Below are 22419 nucleotides of genomic sequence, written 5' to 3'. Positions count from 1 at the left end.
CTATGCCGATCCCCGGAGCCGATGGCGACAAGACCTGCGATTGTCCTCCTCAACGCCCGGAATCCGCCCGGGAAGCGCCCAGATCCGCCCTCATCTCGCACCGCATCCGCCGCAGCCGGCCCCACTGGGCGTCGATTCCCGTCTGTACGGCGGCCCTCGTGTCCCCGGCGCGCGGGACACCGTCGTCCAGCCTGCGGACCATGCCGTACACCACGCCCAGGTCGCGGTTGAGGTCGCCCGCGAGGCCGAGCACTCGCTCCGGTACCCGCATCTGCGCCTGCGCGTACACGTCCCGGTACTGGTCGCGGGCCTCGGCCAGCCGCTGTCGTACGACCCGCCGCTCCTCCTCGCGGCCCAGGGCGTGCAACTGGTCGGTGAGCGCGGCCAGGTACTGCCGGGCGGAGGTGTTCAGGGCGACGTAGCATGCTCGCAGTTCCTGGGCGTGCCGGCGCCGCTCCCGTACCTGCTCGGTGCGCTCCTGCTCGCGTCGGCGACTGTGGTCGGCCGCGCGCTGGGTCAGCAGCGCGGACAGCAGCGTCCCGACGACTCCGACGACCGCGACCACGGGCGCGGTCGCTCCCCCGATGTCCACACCGGCTCCCTCTCTGTCCACGTGTCGCACTGTCCCGGCGTAAGCGAAGCAGCGGCCGGCGGGCCGGGGGAACTGCCGGCCCGGACGTCGCCCGGGGTTCGCCCCGCCCCCGACCAAGGGGATGTGCGAACCGGTCGCCGACTGGTCGAATCCCGGTTGTGGTAAGGGAGTTGGCGGAAGAGCAGGGGCGCAGGGGCCACTGCGGGGGCATCATGAGGCGACGGGGGGCGCCGGGCCGGCGGGAACCGAGGTGTTCCCGCCGGCCCCGTTGCACCGGGGCGGACGGAGGACGGGTGAGCGACGAGGACAGCGGTGGCGTCCGGGGGCTGCGGACCTGGGTTGCCGACGCGAGCGCACGAGCGGGCCGGTTGATCGACCGGGTGGCCGACGAGGCGGTGTCCGCAGAGGAGTTCGAGGGGGCCACCGCCGAACTGACCACGCTGCGTGACCTGCTGGACCACGACCGGGCGCTGCGCGCCGTGGTCACGGTGCGGCTCGGCGCGCTGTTCGCCATGCGGTACGCCACCGGGCACGGCACACCGGAGGACCGAGAGCGGGCGCAGCGACTGCTGGGCGAGGTGCGGGATCCGGCGACGGCCACCGGGGAGGCGGCCACGGATCAGGACAGGCAGTGGGCTGCGCTGCTCCTGCTGATGGTGGCCAGCCCGACTCCGGGCGGTCCGAACGGAGCGGCCCCGGACTTCTGGGCGGTGTTCGACCAGAGCCTGCGCGCGGAACCCGGCGCCTCGGCGACCGCGGCAGCCGACGTGCTGGCGCTCGCCGACGAGGCCGGGCAGCTGCCGCTGCCTCCGGAGGTGCAGGGGCAACTGGGGCAGATGCGGGACCTGTTGTCGTATATGACGCGGACTGATCTGTCCGATCCGGAGACGCTGCTGGGCATGCTGCCGGCGGACCTCCCGTTCTCCGACGAGCTCCGCACGCTCCTGAACCTGCTGACGGACCTGCCCGCCTTCCCGGACAGCGGACCCACCGGCCCGGCCCCGGACACCGCCGCCGCCGACGCCGCCACCGGCACTGCCCCGCAGCCCCCGGACCCCGCCGCCGACGACACCCTCACCGGTGCCCGGCTGGCCGCGCTGCTGGGCGCCATGGAGGCCATGCGCACGGGCGATCCGGAGGCGGTCACCCGGCTGCTCCAGCGGCTGGGCGGGGAACTCGACCGGATGCCCGACGGACCGGGCCCGGCGGACGAGGTACAGAACCTGATGCGGCTCGCGCTCCAGATCGGCGGACCGATCGGCGGCAGCCATCAGGACGGCGCAGTCGCCCGCGACCAGCTGAGGGCGGTGACCGAACACTACGCCCGGCAGTCCGCCTCCGATCCGGCGGCCGGAGAGTTCGCCGTCGCGGCACGGGCGATGACCCTGCTCACCGAGGCCCGCGCGGCGGAGGAGACGGAGTCCTGGGCGGAACTCACCACGTTGGTCGGCGAGTTGGATGCCCTGGAGCGCTCCACCCCGGCCGGCCACACCTTCCGCCCGCTGGTGCTCCTCGCGCTCGGCACCACGCTCAACGCGCTCGGTTCGCACACCGGCGACAGCGAGCTGATCGTACGTGGCATCACCTGCCAGGAGTCGGCTCTGACCGGCGCGTCCGCCGACAGTCTCGGTATCCCCGAGACGCTGCTGACGTCGCTCAGGGACGGCCTGCACACCACCCGGGCCGTCCTGGCCGAGGCCCCCGGTCAACTGCCCGAGCACACTCCCACGCCGCCGGACGCCACCGCGGACGCCCTCTTCCTCTCCGGCCTGACGGCCACACTGCGGCACGCCGCCACCCGGGATCCGGCCGACCTGGACAACGCCATCGGCGAACTGGAGCGGTTCCGCGAGCACGCCCGCCAGGGCCGCTCTCCCCAGCTCGCCGCCGCCGGCCTCTGGCAGCTCGCGGAGAACCACCGCATGCGGCTCGCCCGCACCGGGGACCCGGCGGACGAGAAAGCTGCGACGGACGCGGCAATGGAGTCGCTCCAGGCGCTCGCCGCCGACGTCGTCCTCCAGACCGGCCCTGACCACGGACTGCTCGCCGCCCGGTCCGGCGCGGACCGCGGGGTGCAGGCAGCCATCCGGGCGGCGTCGCAGGGCCGGGTCGAGGAGGCCGTGGCCGCGCTCGAACTCGGCCGCGCGCTGGTGCTGCGGGCGGCCTCCACCGCACGGGCCGTACCCGAGCTGCTGGAAGCGCGCGGGCACCGTGAACTCGCCGAGGCGTGGCGCTCGGCGGCCGCGCACCAGGACCCGGAGTCCGACGCGCTCCCCCGCCAACTGCCCAGTTCCCTGCGCCGCCGCGCTCTGGAGGCCCTCGGCCCATGGGAGCCGGACGGCGCGCTGTTCGCTACCCCGACGGTGGCCGAGCTGAAGGCCGGGGTGGCGCGGGGCGAGGCGGACGCGCTGGTGTATCTCCTGGCCGGCCAGAGCGAACTGCCCGGCATGGCGATCGTGGTGGGCCCGGACATCGGCACCGGGGTACGGGCGCTGCCGCTGCTGTCCGTCGCGGAGAGCGGCCCGCTGGAGCGCTACCTCGACGCGGCCGAGGCACGGCAGCGCGCGGCCGGCTCCCCGTCGGCCGTGCGAGCCTGGGAGGAGGCGCTGGAGGAGCTGTGCGACTGGGCGACCGACGCGGTCGTCGCCCCGGTGATCACCGGTGTCGCCGAACGGCTCGCCACCGACGAGGACCGGCGCAGGGACCGTCCGGGTCCGCCCAGGATCGTCCTGGTGCCGTGCGGCCGGCTCGGCATCGTGCCCTGGCACGCACCCCGGCTGCCGGCCGGGGCGCCGCACACGCACGTCTGCCAGATCATGGTGATCAGCTACGCGGCGTCGGGCCGCCAGTTCCTCGACGCGGTACGGCGCTCTCCGCGCCCCCCACGGACTGCTCCCGTGCTGGTGGCGGATCCCGGCATGAGCCTGCCGCACGCGGACCTGGAGGTGACGGCGCTGCACCGGGCCTGTTACCCACAGGCCCGGCTGTACGGCGAGTTGTACGATCCGCCGGTCCCGCCGCAGGCACCCGGCACGCCCGACGACCTGCTTGGCGTGCTCGACGCCGGCCCGTCCGTGCTGCACATCGCCTGCCACGGCTCGGCCGGCACCAGCCCGACGGCCTCGGCACTGCAACTGGCGCACCCCGGAGGCGGAGCCGAGCCCGGTGCGGGGCCGCATCCCGGCAACCTGACCGTGGCCCGACTGCTCGACCGCGCGACACCCGAACCGGCCACCGACGACGGTCCGTTGGTCGTGCTCAGCGCCTGTGAGACCGACCTGAGCAACCGTGACCACGACGAGGCGCTCACGCTGACGACCGCCTTCCTGGCGAGTGGCGCCCGTGATGTGGTGGGCTCGCGGTGGGCCACCCGGGACTCCTCCGCGGCCCTGATGATGGCGGTGTTCCACCACTACCTGTCCGTCGAGGGCCTCAGCCCGGTCGACGCCCTGCGGGCCGCGCAGATGTGGATGCTCGACCCCGGCCGCCGCGCCCCGGAGTCGTTCGACGCCGATCTCCGCGCCGAGCTGGCCAAGGGGCCGGTCCTGGACCGCACGGCGGCCTGGGCCGCCTTCATCCACCAGGGCCATCCCGGCCCGGCCGGACCGTGACTGACGGTACGTCATGTCTGCGATCTACGCCCCCCAGGGCGGTTTCAAGGTCTTGTCGATCAAGGATCCGTGCTGGTCACGGCATCGTGACGATGGGGTGGCAGGCCGCCACGCACGCAACGAAGCTCCCGTTGATGCCGGTGACCTGCCAAGTCGCCTGTATCGCCCGGAGCTTCGATATGTCGTCAGTCTGCCACCGTGTGTCCGGTCACGTCTCCCTCGCGTCAGCACCGCGTGATCGGCGGCCTGTCGTCCCGGCTGGCGACCTTGCCTGATCCACGTGACCGGCGCGGAAGACGTCACCCGTTCGTGGGCATGCTCCTGATGGCCTGCTCCGCGGTCATGTGAAATCACCTGCCTCGCCAGCCTGTTGGCCCCGTTCGACCTGACCGGGGTGACCGTGACGGCCGATGCCCTGCACGCCCGGCGCAGCCATGCCCGCTTCCTCGTAGAGGACAAGGAGGCGCACTACGCACTGTGCGTGAAGAAGAACCAGGCCGGACTCCACGAGCGGCTGCACATGCTGCCCTGGAAGCACGTGACCGCGAAGTTCTCCGACCGCACCGAGGGACACGGCCGCCAGGAGACCCGCGTAGTGCAGGTCCTGACCGTCGATGATCTCGGCTTCCCGCATGCCACGCAGGTCGCCCGGGGCGTACGTCACCGCACCTGCCTGAAGACCGGCAGGCGCACCCGCGAGACGGTTTACGTCATCACCGATCCGACCAGCCGGGAAGCCTCCCCCCAGCGGCTCGCGAAGATCATTCGTTCGCAGTGGGTCATCGAAACCGGCTCCACTTCGTCAGGGACACCGCCTTCCGCGAGGACGCCTCGAAGGTCCCCACCGAACATGCCCGGAGAACATGGCCACCTTGCGCAGCTTCGCGATCGACTGGACCGACCGGCCCCCTGCGGCTGCCTGGCCGGGGCGGGGCCGGCGGACGTCGCGGGCGGGCTCGGCCGGTCGGCCGACGAGGGAGCGCTGGAGCCACTGGGCGCCGCAGCGGAGGACCTCGGCCGTCACGCCGCCGAGCGGGTGCCACTCGTGCTCGTCGAAGCGCAGTTCAAGCCCTTCCTCCAGGCCGAGTTCGGCCGCGGATACACGGCCGATGATGCGTGCCCGTACGCGTCGCTCCCCCGGAATCGCTCAGTCGCCCTCCTGGGTGGGAGCACAGTCCATGTAGGAACCGGATTCGTAGGCCGCCTTGTCGCTGTCGCGGCCGCGGATGGCCTCGACGAGGCGTGCGTGGTCCTGGAACTGCTCGGGGCGCAGCTCCTCACCGAAGTGGTCCAGGAGCGAGGCCCGGATCACCTCGCCCAGGTCCGCGTGCAACTGGGCCAGGACCGTGTTGTGGGACGCGGTGACGACGGCCAGGTGAAAGGCCACGTCCGAGTTCACGAAAGCGACCCGATCTCCTTCCGACCAAGCCGTGTCCCGTTGGGACAGCAGGGCGTCCATGCGCTCCAGGTCCTCCGCCGTGCGGTGTGCGCAGGCCAGGCGTGCTGCGCGGACCTCCAGGGCGCCGCGCACTTCGGCGACGTCGTCCGTGTGTGCCTTCTCGAAGCGGATCCGCATCATCCCGGCCAGTTCGCTGGTCGCCCGGACATAGGACCCGGAGCCGTGCCGGATGTCCAGCAGGCCCGTATGGGCCAGGGCCCGCACGGCCTCGCGCACCGTGTTGCGCGCCACGCCGAGCTGTTCGACGAGCTCTGTCTCCGCGGGGATGCGTGAACCCACGGGCCAGGTCCCGGAGGTGATCTGCCGTCTAAGTCGGGCAATCACCTGGTTTGACAGTGATTCGCGACGCACAGGATCCATAGTCATCCCATCACTATATGACCCTGCGTCAAACCCATAAGAACCCCTAGACATAGAGTCATGGGATGAGTCTATGATCGGCCATGTGACGAAGGAAGAGCTCAAGAACACCGCCTTACCCACCGGTCGGGCGGCGCCCCCCGACCGCTCACAACGGCTGCGCAGACTGACGCTCGTGGCGCTCGTGATCGCGGCGCTGAACCTGCGCCCGGGCGTCACCAGCCTCGGGCCCGTCCTCGAAGAGATCCGTGCCAGCCTCGCCATGAGCGGCACGGTCGCCGGACTGCTGACGTCCATCCCGGCCGTGTGTTTCGCCCTCGTCGGCTCCATGGCCCCCGCCCTCGCCCGGCGCTACGGCGCGAGCGGCGCGATCGCGGCCGGCGCCGCGTTGCTGACGGCCGGACTCGTGGCGCGTCCGTTCGCCACCGACGCCGCCCTGTTCGTCGCATTGACCGCCCTGTCTCTGGCCGGCATCGCCATCGCGAACGTGCTGCTCCCGGCCGTCGTCAAGCAGCGCTTCCCCGACCGGGTGGGCGCGGTGACGGGGTTGTATTCCATGGCGCTGAACGTCGGCGCCTCGACCGCTGCCGCCGTCACCGTGCCCCTCACCGAGGCGTTCGGCGGCGACTGGCGATACGGCCTGGGGATCTGGGCCCTCCTGGCCGCGATCGCCGTTCCGCCCTGGCTCGCCGCCTCCGGCCACCAGAGACGGGCGACGGCCGGTGCGGTGGACGAAGGAGGCGAACCGCAGGCACTCCCGCGAGGCCGGATCTCCCGCGACCCCACCGCCTGGGCGCTCACCGCCTACTTCGGGCTACAGGCGAGTTCCGCCTACGTCATCATCGGCTGGCTTCCCCAGATGTTCCGCGATGCCGGGCTGTCCGCGGAAAGCGCCGGGCTACTGTTCTCCGGCACATCGCTCCTCGGCGTACCGCTGTCCTTCGCACTGTCGGCCGTGGCCGGAAAACTGCGCAACCAGAGCGGGATCGCGGTGGGAATCGGCCTGTGCGGCCTAGCGGGATTCGCGGGGATGTGGGCCTCCGCCTCCACCGCGCCCTGGCTGTGGGCGTTCCTGCTCGGCGTGGCCAACTGTTCCTTCCCGCTGGCCCTGACCATGATCAGCATGCGCGGCCGCGACAGCGCCACCGTGGTGCGCCTCTCCGGGTTCGTGCAGAGCTTCGGCTACCTGCTCTCGATCCCCGGCCCGCTCGTCGTCGGCGTGCTCTACGGCCACACGGGCGGCTGGCGAGCCCCCCTGGCCTTCGTCCTGGTGATGACCCTGGTGCAGATCGCAGCCGGCCTGCTCGCGGGCCGCGACCGCCAGATCGGCTGAACGGCTCTCCTCGGCACGGCGGATTCCATACCGGCTCGCGCCGTCAAGGGCGACCGGAATCCTAGCTCTCCTGCTCACCTCCCCAGCCCTGCCGAGCAGGAGGTGCGAATTGACTGCGCCATGCCCGGAATACGCCATGCCCGGAATCAGCAGCCGCACCGCCGGATAGATTCCCTAACAAGCCGGGATCAGCTTCCGCGAACATACCCAGGATTTGTTGACCTGGCCGGAAAATTCCCCCTAGCCTCCCATCAGCCATTAACCCGGGGCACCACGAGTGCGCGAATTCCCGGGAAATGCCGCTACCGCGGAAAAGAGAGGTCCATGAGCCCCCACGCGAATGCCCACACCCAACGCGATGACATCTCCCTGACCACGCTGCTCGCCGAACGGGCGGGTGCCGCACCCCACCGGCCCGCCGTGGTCCACGAGGACCGGAGCCTGACGTTCGCCCAACTGCTGGACCGGAGCCGGCTGCTGGGAGCCCTCCTCAGGCGCACCGGAGTGACCAGAGGCAGCCGTGTCGGCGTGTTCATGGAGCCCTCGCTGGAGCTGATGACCACGGTATGGGGAATCCTCTGGGCCGGCGGTTCGTACGTCCCGCTCTCCCCGGAATACCCCGAGGAGCGGATCGCGTACATGATTGCGGACGCGGGGGTGGAAGTCGTCCTTACTCAGGAATTACTGCGTGCCCGCCTCGAGGAGCTGTCGCCGACCGGCGTCCAGGTCGTCGCTTCGGATATCTTCCGTTCGGCAGAGAATACGGTCGAGGATATTTCGTCAGCAGCCCCGGATTGCTGGGAAGCGGCCCGTCCGGAAGACCTCGCGTACGTCATCTACACGTCCGGCAGCACCGGGAAACCGAAGGGCGTGATGATCGAGCACCGCAGCATCGTCAGCCAGATGCGCTGGCTGTCCGAAGCCTGCGGAGTCGACAGCGGGAAAACGGTCCTCCAGAAGACCCCCCTGAGTTTCGACGCCGCCCAGTGGGAGATCCTCGCCCCCGCCTGCGGCAGCACCGTGGTGATGGGTGCCCCGGGAATCTACCGGGACCCCGAGGCCATCGTGGCCACGATCCAACGGCACGGTGTCACCACCCTCCAGTGCGTCCCCACGCTCCTCCAGGCACTCCTCGACACCGAGGCCTTCGCCGAGTGCGGCTCGCTGCGCCAGGTGTTCAGCGGCGGCGAGGCGCTGTCCCGCAGTCTCGCCGCCCAGTTCATCGACACCGTGCCGGACTGCTCGCTCGTCAACCTCTACGGTCCGACCGAGTGCACCATCAACGCCTCCGCCTTCGTCGTGGACCGCGTCGCGGTCAAGGACGGTCCCCGGATCATGCCGATCGGCACGCCGGTCAACGGCACCACCTTCCACGTCCTGGACGCGGCCGGCCGTCAGGCGGCGGTCGGCGAGATCGGCGAACTGCACATCGGCGGCATCCAGGTGGCCCGCGGCTACCTCGGCCGCCCCGACCTGACCGCCGAGAGGTTCGTGCAGGACACCTTCTCGTCCGTCCCCGGCGCCCGCCTGTACCGGACCGGCGACCTCGCCCACTTCAACGCCGACGGGACGGTGCAGTTCGTCGGGCGGACGGACAACCAGGTCAAGCTGCGCGGCTACCGGGTCGAGCTGGACGAGATACGCCAGACGATCGAGACGCACGACTGGGTCCGCAGCTCGGCCGTCCTGCTCAGGGACGACGAGGCCACCGGCTTCCAGAACCTGGTCGCCTTCGTGGAGCTGAACCCCAAGGAAGCCGCCCTGATGGACCAGGGCAACCACGGCGCCCACCACCAGTCCAAGCGCAGCAGGCTCCAGGTCAGAGCCCAGCTGTCGCACGCGGGCTGCCGCGACGCCGCGGACCTGGCGGGCCGCCCGGTGACCGAACTCCCCGGCGCCGAGGCCACGCCCGGCCAGCGGGCCCTGGCCTTCGCCCGCAAGACGTACCGCTGCTACGAGGGCGGACAGGTCAGCCGGGACGACATCCTGCGCCTGCTGGCCCCGGCCGCCCGGCCGGGCGTCGCCCCACGCGCCCCGGGGAGCCTGAGCCGGGCCGAACTCGGCGGGATCCTGCGCAACTTCGGCCAGTACCTCAGCGACCAGCGGCTGCTGCCCAAGTACGCCTACGCCTCCCCCGGCTCCCTCTACGCCACCCAGCTGTACCTCGAACTCGACGGCATCGGCGGCATCGACCCGGGCCTGTACTACTACCACCCGCTCCACCACCACCTGGTGCTGATCGGACCCGCCCCGCGGCAGTCCGCCCCGCGGGCGAGGATCCACTTCCTCGGCAAGCACAGCGCGATCGAGCCGGTCTACCGCAACAACATACGGGAGGTCCTGGAGATCGAGGCCGGGCACATGGTCGGCCTGTTCGAGGCGGTGCTCCCCGCCCACGGCCTCGGCATCGCCGCCGCCGGGTACCGGCCCGAGATCCGGCACCGACTCGACTGCGGGGAGGAAGACCACTACCTGGGCACGTTCGATCTCGTGCCGTACGACGCGAACGGGAGCGCCGACGCGCTGGACATCTACGTCCAGGCACACGCGGGCCGGATCGACGGTCTGGAGGCGGGGCAGTACCGGTACGCCGACGGCTCCCTGGTGCGCATCTCGGACGACCTGGTGCTCAAGAAGCACGTCATCGCCATCAACCAGCGCGTCTACGAGCGCGCAGGCCTCGGCATCAGCCTGGTCGCCACCGGCCCGGACTCCTGGCGCCACTATCTCGACCTGGGCAGCAAGCTGCAGCGCCTCCAGATGAACGGCCTGAACCTCGGCTTCATGTCGTCGGGCTACAGCTCCCAGAGCGGCAACGACCTGCCCGCGGCCAAGCGGCTGAACAGGATCCTCCACGACTGCGGACTGCCCACGGGACCGTCGTACTTCTTCGTCGGCGGGCGCGTCAGCGACGAACAGCTGCGCAGCGAGGGCATGAAGGAGGACGTGGTCCACATGCAGGGACCGGCCGAGCTGATCAAGGAGGACCTCGCCGCACTGCTGCCCCGCTACATGCTGCCCAACCGGATCGTCGTCCTGGACAGGCTGCCCCTGACCGCCAACGGGAAGATCGACAGCAAGGCGCTGGAGGCCTCACAGCACGCCGAACTCTCCCTGGCCACAAGGACGTTCGTCGCACCCCGCACCCGTGCCGAGCGCCGAGTCCGCGATCTTTGGCAGACCGTCCTCAAGCAGGAGCAGATCTCCGTCACGGACGACTTCTTCGAGCTGGGAGGCAACTCCCTGCTCGCCGTGGCCCTCGTCAACCGGATGAACAAGACGTTCGGGGAAACGCTTCCTCTCCAGGTGCTGTTCGACGCGCCCACCGTCGAGAAGCTCGCCGCCCGACTGGACGCCGGGTCGTCTCAGCCCCTCACCCGGCTCGTCCCGCTCCAGCCGGAGGGCAGCGGCACACCGATCCACTGCTGGCCCGGCCTCGGCGGCTACCCCATGAACCTGCGCCCGCTGGCCGCCGCCCTGGGCAAGGACCGGCCCGTCCTCGGCATCCAGGCACACGGCATCAACCGCGGCGAGCTCCCCTACACCACGGTCCGCGAGATGGCGACGGCGGACGTCGAGGCCATCCGCAGCGTCCAGCCCGAAGGCCCGTACATCCTGTGCGGCTACTCGTTCGGCGCCCGCGTCGCCTTCGAGGCGGCCCGGCAGATGGAGCAGGCCGGCCTGCGCGTGGAGCACCTCTTCCTCGTCGCCCCGGGCATGCCGCGCCTGCGCGAGCAGGACACGGCCGGTTCGACGGGCCGGGCGGACTTCACCGACCGGGCCTTCGTCGCCCTCCTCCACTCCGTCTTCGCCGGCACCCTCAGCGGCCGGCAGCTGGACGACTGCCTGCGCACCGTCACCGACGAGGACAGCTTCGTCGACTTCGTCACCAGCCGTCTGACCGGCCTCGGCACGGAACTGGTCCGGGCCGTCACCGGCATCGTCAAGCGCACCTACTCCCCGACGTACGAGTTCCACGAGCTGACCGGGCGACGCCTGAACGCCCCCGTGACGCTCGTCAAGGCCAACGACGACAACTACTCCTTCGTCGAGCGCCAGGGCGCCTTCTCCGTCCGGCCGCCCGCTGTGCGCCAACTGCCCTCCGGCCACTACGAACTGCTGCGCGAGCCGCACGTCAGCGCTCTCGCCACGCTGGTCAACGAGCGGCTGCGCACCGATGCCAGGTCCACGCCCGCGGGCCAGGTCTCCCTGTCCCGCGTCATCTCCCAGGAGGTCGGAGTGCCCCACATCAACATCAAGCACTTCCCCGTCGCCCTCAGCGCCGCCCAGGAGAAGGAACTCCTCTCCGCTCTCACCTCGGCGGTGAGCAACGCCTTCGGCTGCAAGGAGGACGTCGTCTCCATCGCCATCGAACCGGTCAAGCAGGAGGCCTGGCACGAACAGGTCTACGAGCCCGAGATCGTCCGCCGCCAGGACCTGCTCCGCAAGACGCCCAACTACTGACCGCCGCACCCCGGTTCCTGGAAGGACACACATGACGACACGCACACCCGGCCGGCACTCCGTCCCGCTGGTCTTCACGGAGGAGGTGGCCGCCGCCCTCGCCGACGGCGACCCGGTGGTGGCCCTGGAGTCGAACGTCATCACCCACGGACTCGCCTACCCGGACAACGCGGCCACCGCCCGCAAGGTGGAGGACGCCGTAAGAGCCGGCGGTGCGACACCCGCCACCATCGGCATCGACGGCGGCCGGATCCTGATCGGGATGACCGGCACGGACATCGAGCGCTTCGCCTCCACCCCCGGCATCCCCAAGGTCAGCAGCAGGGACCTGCCGGCCGTCCTCGCCTCCGGCGGCATGGGCGCCAGCACGGTCGCCTCGTCGCTGGTGGCGGCGGAACTCGCCGGCATCACCTTCTTCTCCTCCGCCGGCATCGGCGGCGTCCACCGCGGCGCCGAGACCACCATGGACATCTCCTCGGATCTGATCCAGTTCACCCGCTCCAAGGTGGCGGTGGTCTGCGCCGGTGCGAAGAAGATCCTCGACCTCCGCCTGACCATGGAGTTCCTGGAGACCCACTGCGTGCCGGTCATCTCCTACGGCTACGACGACTTCCCGGCCTTCTACTGCCGTTCCAGCGGGCTGCGCGCCCCGCACCGCCTGGACGACGAGACACAGATCGCCAGGGCCGTGGACACCCACTGGGCCCTGGGCAACCCCGGCGGTGTCCTCATCACCAGCCCCACCCGGGAGGAGGACGCGATCGACGGGGACGACATCGAGGACGCCATCGCCGCGGCGCTGCGGGGCGCCGAGGCCGACGGGGTGCGGGGCGGTGCCGTGACCAAGTACGTCATGCGCGCCGTGGACCGTGCCACCGAGGGCCGCTCCGCCACGGCCAACATGGCTGTCCTGATCAACACCGCCGAGGTCGGCGGCCGGCTCGCCGCCGCCCACGCCCGGCTCCGACGCGAGGAGACGCAGTGAACACCGCCAGGGAAACGGAAAAGGAAGAGGCAGCCGTGACACACGTGGCGATGTTCGACCTGGACGGGACACTCGTCGACTCCCCGCGGGCGATCGTCGAGACCTTCGCCGCCGCCTTCGAGGCGCTCGGCGAGAGCCCTCGAAGCGAGGCGGACGTCCGCGCCACCATCGGCCTGCCCCTGGAGCAGGCGTTCGCCAAGCTGCTGGGCGTCCCGCAGGACGACTCCCGCGTCGCCGACGGCGTCGCGCGCTACCAGGAGGCGTTCCGCACCGTCATCCTGCCCCGCGCCCGCTCACTGGTCTTCCCCGGCGTCGCCGAGGGACTTGCCGCACTGCGGCGCCGCGGCGTGACCCTGGCGGTGGCCACGAGCAAGTTCCACGCCAGCGCCGACGCCCTGCTCACCGCGGCCGAACTGCGTGACCACTTCACCGTGCTGATCGGCGCGGACGACGTCACCCACCCCAAGCCGCACCCCGAGTCGGGGCTGCGCATCCTCGAACACCTCGGCGCCCGCCCCGAGCACGCCGTGATGGTCGGCGACACCACCCACGACCTGAAGATGGCGCACGCGGCCGGGACCGGGTCGATCGCGGTCACCTACGGGGTGCACGGGCGGGCGGAACTCGCCGCGGCCCGCCCGTCACACGTGGCCGAGACGTTCCCCGAGGTCGTGGCGTACATCCTCGGCACGCTGCCCGACGCCGCAGTGGTCGACGGGCTGCTGGACGACCGTACGTACCACATCGAGTTCAACGGTCACCTGACCAACCACGTCAAACACGCCGTCGTCGCGCTCGCCGGCCTCGGCGTCGCGCCGGAACGGATCAAGGCCTACCACGACAACTACATCAGGATGACGCCGTACGGCTGCGCGGTCGAGCCGGCCAGGCCGCCCCGGCGGACCATCGACGAAGACAACTGGCTCGAACTCGTCGGCAGGCGCCAGGACTGGGCCGCCTACTGCGATTTCTTCGACCGGCGCGAGCGGGAGATCGGCATGCCCGAACTGCTGCGCCGCTACCTGCCGCACCTGCTCCCCGGCTGGGCCGGAGCGCTCCAGCACGCGACCATCCACCTGGGCTGGGCACTGGCCGCGGGCCACCGCTGGATGGCCATCGAGGGCATCTCCTACCTGGCCTTCTCCTATGTGAGCTGCCATCCCGAGCGCTCAGTCCCGTCGGACGCCTCGGCCGCACACGGCACGGAGCGGCCGAAGGACTCGCTGCTGCGCATCGCCGGCCACTGGGAGGCGAACCAGCCGCAGCTCGGCGCGTGGGTGGAGAACCTGGTCGGCGAGACCTCGCCCGACATCCACCCGGAGCTGGTCAGGTCCGGACTCCAGTACCGGATCGCCCGGATGCTCGGCGAGGGCCACCCGCTGATTCACGACACCCCCGGCTGGGTCGAGGGCCAGGACCCCGCCGCCAGCTGGAACCAGCTCGCCTACCTGGTCACCCTGCTGTACCTGGCGGAACCAGGGGACTTCCTGCTCCTGCACCTCATCACCGCACTGCACGCCATGCGGGCCGTCTGCGACGCCCTCCCCGCCGGACAGCGCCCCGACGTGGTCAAGGCCTACTGGACCGGCGTCCTGGGCGTGCTGTTCTCCCGCGGCCACTTCCCGCGCCCCGCGAAACTGACCGCGCTCGGCAGCCTCTTCGACACCGCGACGGACGACCTCAGCGACCCCCGCTGGGCCCGCGAATGGGACTGGCACATCGCCAGGGCCGTAGAGGAGGAAGAGGAACACAACCCCAAGCTCGTCCACGTGATGCGCGAGCTGTGGCATCGCACGGGCGGCAGGTCGATCTACCGGGTCGCCGCGGGCCAGTTCACCGCGACCCCGGAGCTTCCGCTCACCTTCGAACAGCCGCCGACCGACTGACCGCCCTCCGCACGCAAGGACCAGAGATGACCACCGCACTCCAGCAGACCACCGAAGTGACCCCGTGGACCGGGCCCGCGCCCGCCGCATCCGTCGAGCACTACCTCGGCCGCAACGTCCACCTGCTGCCCCAGACGAAACAGCTGCGCGCCCTGCACACCGTCATCCGCGACCGTGAAGCCAGCCGTCAGGACTTCGTCTTCCACGCCGGCCGGATCATCCGCCTCCTGACCGAGGCCGCCCTGGACCTCATGCCCTTCGAGCCGTACGACGTCCAGACTCCCGTCGGCAGTACGTACCACGGGCTGCGCTTCGCCGACCGGCTGCTCGCGGTGCCCATCGTGCGTGCCGGGGAGAGCATGGAAAGCGAACTGCGCGCGGTGATCCCGGGGATCAGGATCGGCAAGATCCTCATTCAGCGGAACAGGACGACCAAGCGACCGCACCTGTACTACGAGGCGCTCCCCGACGACACCGCCGACCGCCACGTCCTCCTGCTCGACCCGATGCTGGCGACCGGCGGCACGGCGGTGGCCGCCATCGAGCTGCTGCTCGAACGGGGCGTGCCCGAGGAACACATCGTCTTCGTCAACTTCATCACCGTGCCGGAAGGCATCACGGCGGTGTGCGAGCGCTTCCCCAGGGTGCGGATCGTGACCTCGGCGATCGAGGAGAGGCTCAACGAGAACGCCTACATGGTGCCCGGCATCGGCGACTTCGGAGACCGCTACTTCGGAACGGACCGCTAGAAGGGTCATGAAGATCTTGGTGAGGGGCTGTCCGGCCGGAGGCCGGGCAGCCCCTGTTCGCTATGTGGTGGCCGGGGCGAGTTGCCAGCGGCCGCCGGTGTGGGTGAGTCCGAGGTTGACCAGTCGGCGGAGGTTGAGAGGGGCTGCTCGGGTGTGGAGCCAGGTGTTGTTGGCGATGGTCCCGCGGTAGCGCAGACGGCGGTTGCCGTGCAGGACGAGCCAGGCGACGGCGCGTTCGACCGGTGGTCGCCAGCGGCAGTAGTCGGCTCGCCAGTTGGGGTCGGTGGCGGCCTGGCGGCGGGCAGCCGCTTGCCGATCGTGGCGGGGGCGGATGGTCAGGATGCGGTCGGCTTCAGCCGTGGTACACCGCTCGCGCAGGGAGCATCCGGTGCCCAGGTTCCCGAAGGCCGCCTTGCGCCGGTGGTGCTGTCCGCCGGCCTCCGACAGGGCAACGGTGTGTCCGGCAGGGCAGGTGACTACGGAGTTGGCGGTGTCATCCGGACGTAGGCGTCGACGTCGCCGTACTCAACATCACGTAGCAGCATCTGGTTTGCTCCCTTGCCTTTGGATTCAGACGTCATGGTGGCCGCGGCTGACCTCGGCCGCGTAGGCGCCCCAGTCCCCGGCGGTGGCTCGCTGCCATGTGACGGCGACGGTGATGTCGATGCCGAGGGTGCGGGCGAGGACGGCGGCGGGCAGTTCGGTGGCGAGCTGGAACAGTGCGGTCGAGCGGGCTTCCGCGAGCCGGATGCCGAGTTTGCGGAGTCGTTCGCCCATGGCCCAGGCACTGATCGGACAGCCGGGCCGGCCGCCGGGGAAGAGCCAGGGTGAGTCTGTCCGGGCGAGGACAGCATGGCTGCGGCGAACCTCGACCTGTTGCAGGACCAGGTCAGCGTCGGGTGCGGGAACCTCGACCGGAACGGCGCCGAGGCGGATGCGGACGGATCCGTCCGTCTCCTCGATGTGGTCGATGGTGAGCCGGGAGATCGCCGCGGGCCACTGGGCATGGAGGAGCAACAGCAACCCGGCAAAGCAGTCTTCCGGTGTTCCATCGTTCGGCCGGGAAGCCGAGATCGCGGGCGATCTTCTGGGCCAGAGCCCGGCGCACGAAGTGGCCTGCCTCCCGGCGGTGGCGGGTGTCGTCGCTGGTCATCCAGCGGGTGTGGGGCCTGCTGCAGGCGTTCGAGTCGGTTGCAGACGAGGACTTAGAGCCGGTCGAGGGCCATGCCGGGAACGGGCCGAGGTGTGGGCCACATCATGATGGACGGCGGAGGGCCCCATGCCGTCGCGTGCCGGGCGACGGGTGAGGGGCCTGGGGAGGGAGGGTTGCTCGCGGGCGAGTTGGGGAGTTCGACCTCACCATCGACGACGCGGGTGTCCACGCGTCCGCGTCTCAGGGTGCCGCTTCGCGGGGGAACCCTCGCGGGGGCGAATGCATCTCCCTGGCCGGGAGGCAGGAGCGGTGGCACCCGGCCTCCGCAGGGGCGCTTCCCAGGGGGAGTTCTCGTGGCACGGCGGACAGCGGCAGTCTCCACTATCAGCCTGACGGTGATGGCGGCTGCTGTGGCGTGCGGTCCAGCGCATCCGGACGCCGGGAAGCCGGGCGCCGGGCCGTCGTCCCGAGCGACGGCGGCGACCCCCGGCGGGGGACGGACGAGTGTGTCCCCCACGGCCTCGGCGGGAGCCGCATGCGGGACCGCGCAGCTGCGATGGAAGCTGACACTCTTCACCCATAAGCCGAGCAAGGCGCCGACGGCTCTGCTGAGCGCGACCAACACCAGCGCCGCGCCCTGCGCCTTCGATGGCTATCCGAAGGTGCAGGCGTACGCCGGCAAAGGCCCTGCCGTCTGGTCGGAGCCGAAAGCCAAGGCGCCGGTCCGGCTGGTGTTGAACCATGGCAAAACGGTGGACTTCCCGCTCTTCTACCCGGCATCCCCTTCCGCGGACGGTTCCTGCGCCATCCCGGTGGACGACGCCCCGCGCATCGAGGTGCTGCCACCGCACCCCGCGTCCACCGACTATGGCGCTTCGCTGCAGATCACCGACCCGCACGGCCGACATGTGACCCCGGTGTTCTGCGACACCATTCACGTGGGCGCACCCCGTCCGCGGTAGACGGCAACAAAATCTGCACGTACGTTCGATTGTTGTGCGATCATGATGGCGCCGGTGACCGCTGACCATGGTCTACCGGGTGCCGTCTCACGGGGCGGCGGGGGGAATGCATCGGGGGGTGCGCTGTGCGCTGGACTGGATCATGGGGGCGCCCCCGCCTGTCCACACGTGAGGGCCCGCGCGTCGAACGGCCCGAGTCGGGCCGTCTGCCGAGCCTGTCATCTGTCCTGACGCCCGGTGTGCCCGAGCGGCGACCACGATCAGCCGCCACGACTGAAACGCCTTCACTCCACTCCGTGCCGAGGAACTGAACTTCCCGCCGGCAAGACCCGGCCGCGCCCTCCGCGCCGGCCGTCCATTCGCTGCGCGGCCCGGACGCGTCGAGCTCTCCGGCCTGCCTCACCTGGAGCAAATTAAGTTGCACAATACACGAATAAGCCTGGGGAGTGCGTTCGCGTTGTGCGCCGCACTTCTTCTGGGCAACGCCGCCGCGGCCAGAGCCGCCGCACCCGCCCCGGCCCCCACCGGACAGGTGACGGCCACGCCGAACCGCACCGACCACACGACCGCCGTCGCGAGCCCTCCGGTGTCCGTCACGCCCTCGTCGGCCACCAGCGGCAGTTGGACTGTTCAGGACGCCATCCGGTTCTGGACGCCCCAGCGCATGGCCTCGGCCACCGACCCCTCGGGCCGCATCGCGCAGCCGCAGGGCTGGAAGGCACCGCACAAGAAGCGGTCCCTGACCGCCATCGACGGTGAGCACTTCGACGGCATCAAGTCCGTCGGCATGCTCTTCACCACCACAGGTGACATGACGGCCCATCACTGCACGGCCAGCGTGGTACGCAGCCCAGGGCGCGACCTCATCCTCACCGCCGGGCACTGCCTCGGCAGCAACGCGGCGTTCGTACCCGAGTACGACCACACCAAGTCGGCGGGCGACCAGCCGTACGGCATCTGGCCGGTCGGTGAGTGGTTCCGCGACTCACAGTACGCCTCGGACCGGAGCGCCAACTCCGACCTGGACTTCGCCTTCGCGCGCCTGAAGGAGAACGGCGGGCGCAACGTCCAGGACGTCGTGGGCGCCAACACCCTCGCCCGGACACCGGGATTCGTCAACCAGGTGACCGTGATCGGCTATCCCATGGTCAAGTACGACTCGCAGGACCGCTCGTTCCACTGCCCGAATGTCTGGACGACGCCGCTGCCGGCCTACAACCAGATGCAGATCGACTGCGCCGGCATGTGGGGAGGGGTCTCCGGCGGACCGTGGTTCTCCAAGTTCGACGCCTCCGGCGACACCGGCGAGATCATCGGCAACGTGGGCGGCTTCCTGCAGGGTGGTCCCGATGTGAAGACCGACAATCCGCTGTACAACCGGATCACCTACAGCCCGCTGCACGGCGACCGGTTCTTCCAGGACTACGATGACGCCCAGCAGGGCCTGCACACCGACCACGGCCCCTACCACCAGCCGCCCCTGCCCTACTCCATGGGCAGCGGCACGACGTGGGAGCACGCCAAACTGATGGCCGCCGGTGACTTCAACGGCACCGGCCACAGCGACCTGATCGTGGTCTGGACCGACGGCGAGGTCACTCTCTACACCAACGACGGCCAAGGCCACTTCATCACCGAACGCCAGTTGGTCACCCCCCATTCCATCTGGACCAACGCGGAGACCATCACCGCGGGCGACTTCACCGGATCGAACCAGTTCGACCTGATGGTCCGCTGGTCCGACGGCAAGGTCACCCTCTACGGTGACGTCGGCACCAACGGCCTCAACGTACCCGGCACACAGATGGCCAAGCCCCACAGCATCTGGGAGAACGCCACCCAGATCGCCGCAGGTCGCTTCGGCTCCTCGAGCTACGTCACGGACCTGATGGTGCGCTGGTCCGACGGCGAACTCACCCTCTACACCAATGTGGGCGCCGGAGGCTTCGGCCAGGAGCACCAGCTGGAGCAACCCAAGTCCATCTGGACCGACGCCACACTTCTGACCGCCGGCGAGTACTCCGGAAACCAGAAATGGGACGTGTTGGTGCAGTGGTCGGACGGCGAGCTCGACAACTACGTCGGCACCACGGCCTCCGCCCTCGGCACCGAGGCACGCATCCAGAACCGCAACGAGCTGTGGACCCACAACACGGTCATGACGACGGGCGACTTCACCCCCAACCACCGCACCGACGACCTCATTGTCCGCTGGTCCGACGGCGAGACCACGCTGTACGCCGACACCGGCATGAGCACCCTGGGTGCCGAGCACAACCTGGTTCCCAAAGCCTGAGCAACCGGTCCGAGCCCACGAAACCGGTTGAGTGCGGTCGGCGCCATCCGCCTCGCCGCGCTCAACCGGGACCTCTCCTCGACCGGGGCCTCCACCACGCCTTCCGTCAACCCGTTCCACGCCGTGGTGACGGAGCCGGGCGAACCGACCCTGAGGAAAGAGCAACGGCTCGCCCGGCTCCCCCTCGGCGCCGAGACCGTTCACCCGGCCCACGACGAATGACCATTGCGGCCTGTCACGGCCCAGCGCACCCAGGTAGTTGCCGGGAACTTGCGCATCAGGCGGGGCTGTGACGAGCGCGGTCCGGGTACTCGGCCAGCTCACACCAGTCGGCGGTCGGAGCACCGGGGTCTCCCGACACGGCGGCTGGACCACCATGCCAGGGAGCCCGCACACCAGCGGAGATGCCGGCATCGCCGCCGGTGAACAACGCGCTCAGCTCAGTGCCCCGACCACGACCCATGCGTCCGGTCGCTGCGCGGTCAGCCGCCGGGCGGGGCGCAGCCAGGACGCGGACGTCTCCGGCCAGTCGAGCGTCGCCAGTACCTGCCCGCCCCGCGCCTGCCACGCGGTGGAAAAGGCGGCAGCGGCGGCGCGGGACTCGGCGTAGCGCGCGTGCCCGACCGCGACCGACTCGATCCGGAACCCGGCGCGGGTCAACAGCACGATGAGAGCGTCCAGTTCGGGCTTCGTGTGCGCAGAGGGTGCTGGAAGCCCGCCGTAGGCCGCGGCCGCGGCTGCCGGGACCAGAGGGGACGTCGTCATGTCTCGTTGCCTCGCTCTCGCTTCCAGCGTGCGTACTCCTGCGGCAGGCACACGGCGCACGGCCTGTACCCGGCCGCCTGTGCGGTGGTTCGGTCGGCGAAGAAGACGCGGTCGCTGACGTAGCCGCCGCGGGCGATGGCCCGCAGCGCCGAGGGACAGTCCAGTCTGCCGTACAGCCGCCCGCGGCGATGGCCGCCGTAACGGCCCGGTGTGAGGGAGGTGTAGGGGCGGCCGTCCGGTCCGGTCAGCACGTACACGCCGCACGACCGCGCTACGTCGCATCGTGGAAGACGATGCCCAGTGCGTGGCGGCGGCCGGTGCGGACCGTGCTCACACCGTGCCGCGTGGCACCGGCGGACCAGCCCCGCTTGGTGCGCACGGGGCGGTCGCGCGTGGTGAAGACCAGCCCCCGGCCCTGGCGCAACGGCACGGTGGTGCCGCGCGACTGAGCGCGCGGCCGCTGCTCGACGAGCAGGAATTCCCCGCCCGTGTAGTCCGTGCCGTACTCGTCGAGGCCGATGACGACCTGGAGGGGGAAGACCATGTCGCCGAAGACGTCCCGGTGCAGGGCGTTCCAGTCGCCCTCCGCGTAGCGCAGCAGGATCTGCGCGGAGCGGTCCTGCCCGGCCGCGTGGCACCGGGCGATCCACTCGTCGAGAGAGTCGGGCCATGGGGCGGGTCTGCCGAGTCGGCGGGCCCAGTCGCGGGCGATGTCGAGCAGGTACGGGTAGAGCGCGGCGCGCAGGGCGGCGACCGGCTCGGGGAGGTCGTGTGTGAAGTAGCGGTACTGGCCCGATCCGAAGCGGTGACGGGCCATGTCGACGGTGTTGCGGAACCGCTGTGTGTCGTCGTAGAGGGCGATGAGGTCGCGGCACTCGGCGGCGGTGAGCAGCTGCGGCGTGGCGGCGCACCCGTAGGTGTTCAGCTCTTCGGCGAGCGCGGTCCAGTCGGCCGCCCTGACCCGCTGCCGTGCCCAGGCCGGCGCTGTGGCGGTCGTCTCGGTGGCGGTCATGGGGCTGTCTCCGTCCCTCGGGGCGTCTTCGCCGTCGTCGCCCGGGCCGCGTCCGGTGACGGCGGCTTTCAGCGGGCGTTGTGGAAGATCAGGCCCAGCACGGTGCGGCGGCCGGAGGTGACGGCGTTGGTGCCGTGCCGCATGGGATGACGGCGGTAGCCGTGGACCGCGCGTACCGGGCGGTGCCGGACCGGAAAGACCATTCCCTGCCCGAGGCCGGGCTTGATCACCAGTGCGCGGGACTGGGAACGGGGGCGCTGCTCGACGAAGACGTTCTCACCGCCGGTGAAGTCCTCTCCCGGCTCGTTGAGCATGACCGCGACCTGGAGGGGAAAGACGATGTCGCCGTAGACGTCCTGGTGGAGGCAGGCGTAGTCGCCCCGGTCGTAGCGCAGCAGGAGCGGGGTGGGCCTGGACTGGCCCTGTGCCGCGCACTCGGCGAGCAACTCGTCCAGCGTGTCGGGGAAGGGCCGTTCGCCGAGCAAGGGGGCCCACCGGTTGGCCATCCACGCGAGCTGCGGGTACAGCCACTCGCGAAGTTGCTGCACCAGCGGTACGGCGGCGGGGTCGGCGAAGTACTTGTACGTGCCGCGGCCGAACCGGTGGCGCTGCATGACCACGGTGGAGCGGAACAGAGCCGGATCGTCGAACGCCGCGGCGATCCGCCGGCACTGCGCGCGGGTCAGCAACGGCGGTGTCAGCGCCACACCGTCCTCGTTCAGCTGCCGGAACAGGTCGTCCCGGTCGAGGCCGGGTGGTGCGGTGGGGAGGGTGGTCGAGGTGTCGGACATC

Annotated in this window: 16 protein-coding genes and 2 pseudogenes; 10 read left to right on the top strand and 8 right to left on the bottom strand. The window is 70.6% G+C overall.

Annotated features, from left to right (window positions below; genetic code table 11):
- Positions 1-49 precede the first annotated feature (49 nt).
- Positions 50-613, bottom strand: coding sequence for a hypothetical protein (locus BIV23_RS31720; RefSeq protein WP_245790738.1), 564 nt, complete (start codon positions 611-613; stop codon positions 50-52).
- A 272-nt stretch (positions 614-885) separates the two neighbouring features.
- Here BIV23_RS31720 and BIV23_RS53315 point away from each other — a divergent pair, with 272 nt between their 5' ends.
- Both BIV23_RS53315 and BIV23_RS54095 read left to right on the top strand, forming a co-directional pair.
- Complete coding sequence (locus BIV23_RS53315; protein ID WP_281250180.1) at positions 886-4203, top strand: CHAT domain-containing protein; 3318 nt, start codon at positions 886-888, stop codon at positions 4201-4203.
- Between the two features lie 394 nt (positions 4204-4597).
- Positions 4598-4933: pseudogene (locus tag BIV23_RS54095) on the top strand (ISAs1 family transposase); the annotation flags it as partial.
- 417 nt (positions 4934-5350) lie between these two features.
- On the opposite strand, the gene BIV23_RS31705 reads toward BIV23_RS54095, so the two are convergent.
- Positions 5351-6028 carry a FadR/GntR family transcriptional regulator gene (locus BIV23_RS31705; RefSeq protein WP_071384424.1) on the bottom strand — a complete coding sequence of 226 codons (678 nt, stop codon included), beginning with the start codon at positions 6026-6028 and terminating at the stop codon, positions 5351-5353.
- A 67-nt stretch (positions 6029-6095) separates the two neighbouring features.
- On the opposite strand from BIV23_RS31705, the gene BIV23_RS31700 reads away from it, so the two are divergent.
- The 5 genes from BIV23_RS31700 to upp all read left to right on the top strand — a co-directional run bounded on the left by BIV23_RS31700 (position 6096) and on the right by upp (position 15439).
- Positions 6096-7355 carry a CynX/NimT family MFS transporter gene (locus BIV23_RS31700; protein WP_079173517.1) on the top strand — a complete coding sequence of 420 codons (1260 nt, stop codon included), beginning with the start codon at positions 6096-6098 and terminating at the stop codon, positions 7353-7355.
- Positions 7356-7679: 324 nt separating this feature from the next.
- The gene (locus BIV23_RS31695; RefSeq protein ID WP_071384423.1) at positions 7680-11819 is read left to right on the top strand and encodes an amino acid adenylation domain-containing protein; all 4140 of its coding nucleotides are present in this window, start codon (positions 7680-7682) and stop codon (positions 11817-11819) included.
- Between the two features lie 31 nt (positions 11820-11850).
- Entirely contained in the window at positions 11851-12804 is a 954-nt protein-coding gene (locus tag BIV23_RS31690) for a pseudouridine-5'-phosphate glycosidase (protein ID WP_071384422.1), read from the top strand.
- Between the two features lie 35 nt (positions 12805-12839).
- Positions 12840-14690, top strand: a complete 1851-nt coding sequence (locus tag BIV23_RS31685) for an HAD-IA family hydrolase (protein WP_245790736.1) — start codon at positions 12840-12842, stop codon at positions 14688-14690.
- A gap of 26 nt (positions 14691-14716) precedes the next feature.
- Positions 14717-15439, top strand: coding sequence for a uracil phosphoribosyltransferase (gene upp, locus BIV23_RS31680; RefSeq protein WP_079173516.1), 723 nt, complete (start codon positions 14717-14719; stop codon positions 15437-15439).
- Positions 15440-15499: 60 nt separating this feature from the next.
- On the opposite strand, the pseudogene BIV23_RS47170 reads toward upp, so the two are convergent.
- Positions 15500-15901 (bottom strand): annotated as a pseudogene (locus BIV23_RS47170) (transposase); the annotation flags it as partial.
- A 108-nt stretch (positions 15902-16009) separates the two neighbouring features.
- Entirely contained in the window at positions 16010-16462 is a 453-nt protein-coding gene (locus BIV23_RS52425; RefSeq protein ID WP_071384421.1) for a site-specific integrase, read from the bottom strand.
- 636 nt (positions 16463-17098) lie between these two features.
- Here BIV23_RS52425 and BIV23_RS50680 point away from each other — a divergent pair.
- From BIV23_RS50680 to BIV23_RS31660, 3 genes are all read left to right on the top strand, one after another.
- Positions 17099-17554 (top strand): DUF4232 domain-containing protein, encoded by a 456-nt coding sequence (locus BIV23_RS50680; protein ID WP_071384420.1) that lies wholly within the window; start codon positions 17099-17101, stop codon positions 17552-17554.
- Positions 17555-18011: 457 nt separating this feature from the next.
- The gene (locus BIV23_RS31665) at positions 18012-19850 is read left to right on the top strand and encodes a trypsin-like serine peptidase (protein WP_245790735.1); all 1839 of its coding nucleotides are present in this window, start codon (positions 18012-18014) and stop codon (positions 19848-19850) included.
- 27 nt (positions 19851-19877) lie between these two features.
- Complete coding sequence (locus BIV23_RS31660; protein ID WP_071384419.1) at positions 19878-20072, top strand: hypothetical protein; 195 nt, start codon at positions 19878-19880, stop codon at positions 20070-20072.
- A gap of 213 nt (positions 20073-20285) precedes the next feature.
- Here the strand turns inward: BIV23_RS31660 and BIV23_RS31655 are convergent, their stop codons facing one another.
- From BIV23_RS31655 to BIV23_RS31640, 4 genes are all read right to left on the bottom strand, one after another.
- The gene (locus BIV23_RS31655; protein WP_071384418.1) at positions 20286-20615 is read right to left on the bottom strand and encodes a hypothetical protein; all 330 of its coding nucleotides are present in this window, start codon (positions 20613-20615) and stop codon (positions 20286-20288) included.
- Complete coding sequence (locus BIV23_RS31650) at positions 20612-20872, bottom strand: Ada metal-binding domain-containing protein (protein WP_071384417.1); 261 nt, start codon at positions 20870-20872, stop codon at positions 20612-20614. The genes BIV23_RS31655 and BIV23_RS31650 overlap by 4 nt, the downstream gene beginning before the upstream one ends.
- Before the next feature lie 14 nt (positions 20873-20886).
- Positions 20887-21627 (bottom strand): 2OG-Fe(II) oxygenase, encoded by a 741-nt coding sequence (locus BIV23_RS31645; protein WP_071384416.1) that lies wholly within the window; start codon positions 21625-21627, stop codon positions 20887-20889.
- Positions 21628-21695: 68 nt separating this feature from the next.
- Positions 21696-22418: a 2OG-Fe(II) oxygenase gene (locus BIV23_RS31640; RefSeq protein ID WP_071384415.1), complete on the bottom strand. Its 723-nt coding sequence runs from the start codon at positions 22416-22418 to the stop codon at positions 21696-21698.
- Between the last annotated feature and the right edge of the window lies 1 nt (position 22419).

This window comes from Streptomyces monashensis (assembly GCF_001866665.1).
Lineage (GTDB): Bacteria > Actinomycetota > Actinomycetes > Streptomycetales > Streptomycetaceae > Streptomyces > Streptomyces monashensis.
Note: the sequence above shows the minus strand (reverse complement) of the source record. Positions and strands in the feature narration are given on the sequence as shown.

Bases quoted from the DNA above. Each gene is read 5' to 3' on its own strand.
- BIV23_RS31705 (WP_071384424.1), bottom strand. From the start codon at position 6,028: ATGACTATGGATCCTGTGCGTCGCGAATCACTGTCAAACCAGGTGATT.
- BIV23_RS31700 (WP_079173517.1), top strand. From the start codon at position 6,096: ATGATCGGCCATGTGACGAAGGAAGAGCTCAAGAACACCGCCTTACCC.
- BIV23_RS31695 (WP_071384423.1), top strand. From the start codon at position 7,680: ATGAGCCCCCACGCGAATGCCCACACCCAACGCGATGACATCTCCCTG.
- BIV23_RS31690 (WP_071384422.1), top strand. From the start codon at position 11,851: ATGACGACACGCACACCCGGCCGGCACTCCGTCCCGCTGGTCTTCACG.
- upp (WP_079173516.1), top strand. From the start codon at position 14,717: ATGACCACCGCACTCCAGCAGACCACCGAAGTGACCCCGTGGACCGGG.
- BIV23_RS31655 (WP_071384418.1), bottom strand. From the start codon at position 20,615: ATGACGACGTCCCCTCTGGTCCCGGCAGCCGCGGCCGCGGCCTACGGC.
- BIV23_RS31645 (WP_071384416.1), bottom strand. From the start codon at position 21,627: ATGACCGCCACCGAGACGACCGCCACAGCGCCGGCCTGGGCACGGCAG.
- BIV23_RS31640 (WP_071384415.1), bottom strand. From the start codon at position 22,418: ATGTCCGACACCTCGACCACCCTCCCCACCGCACCACCCGGCCTCGAC.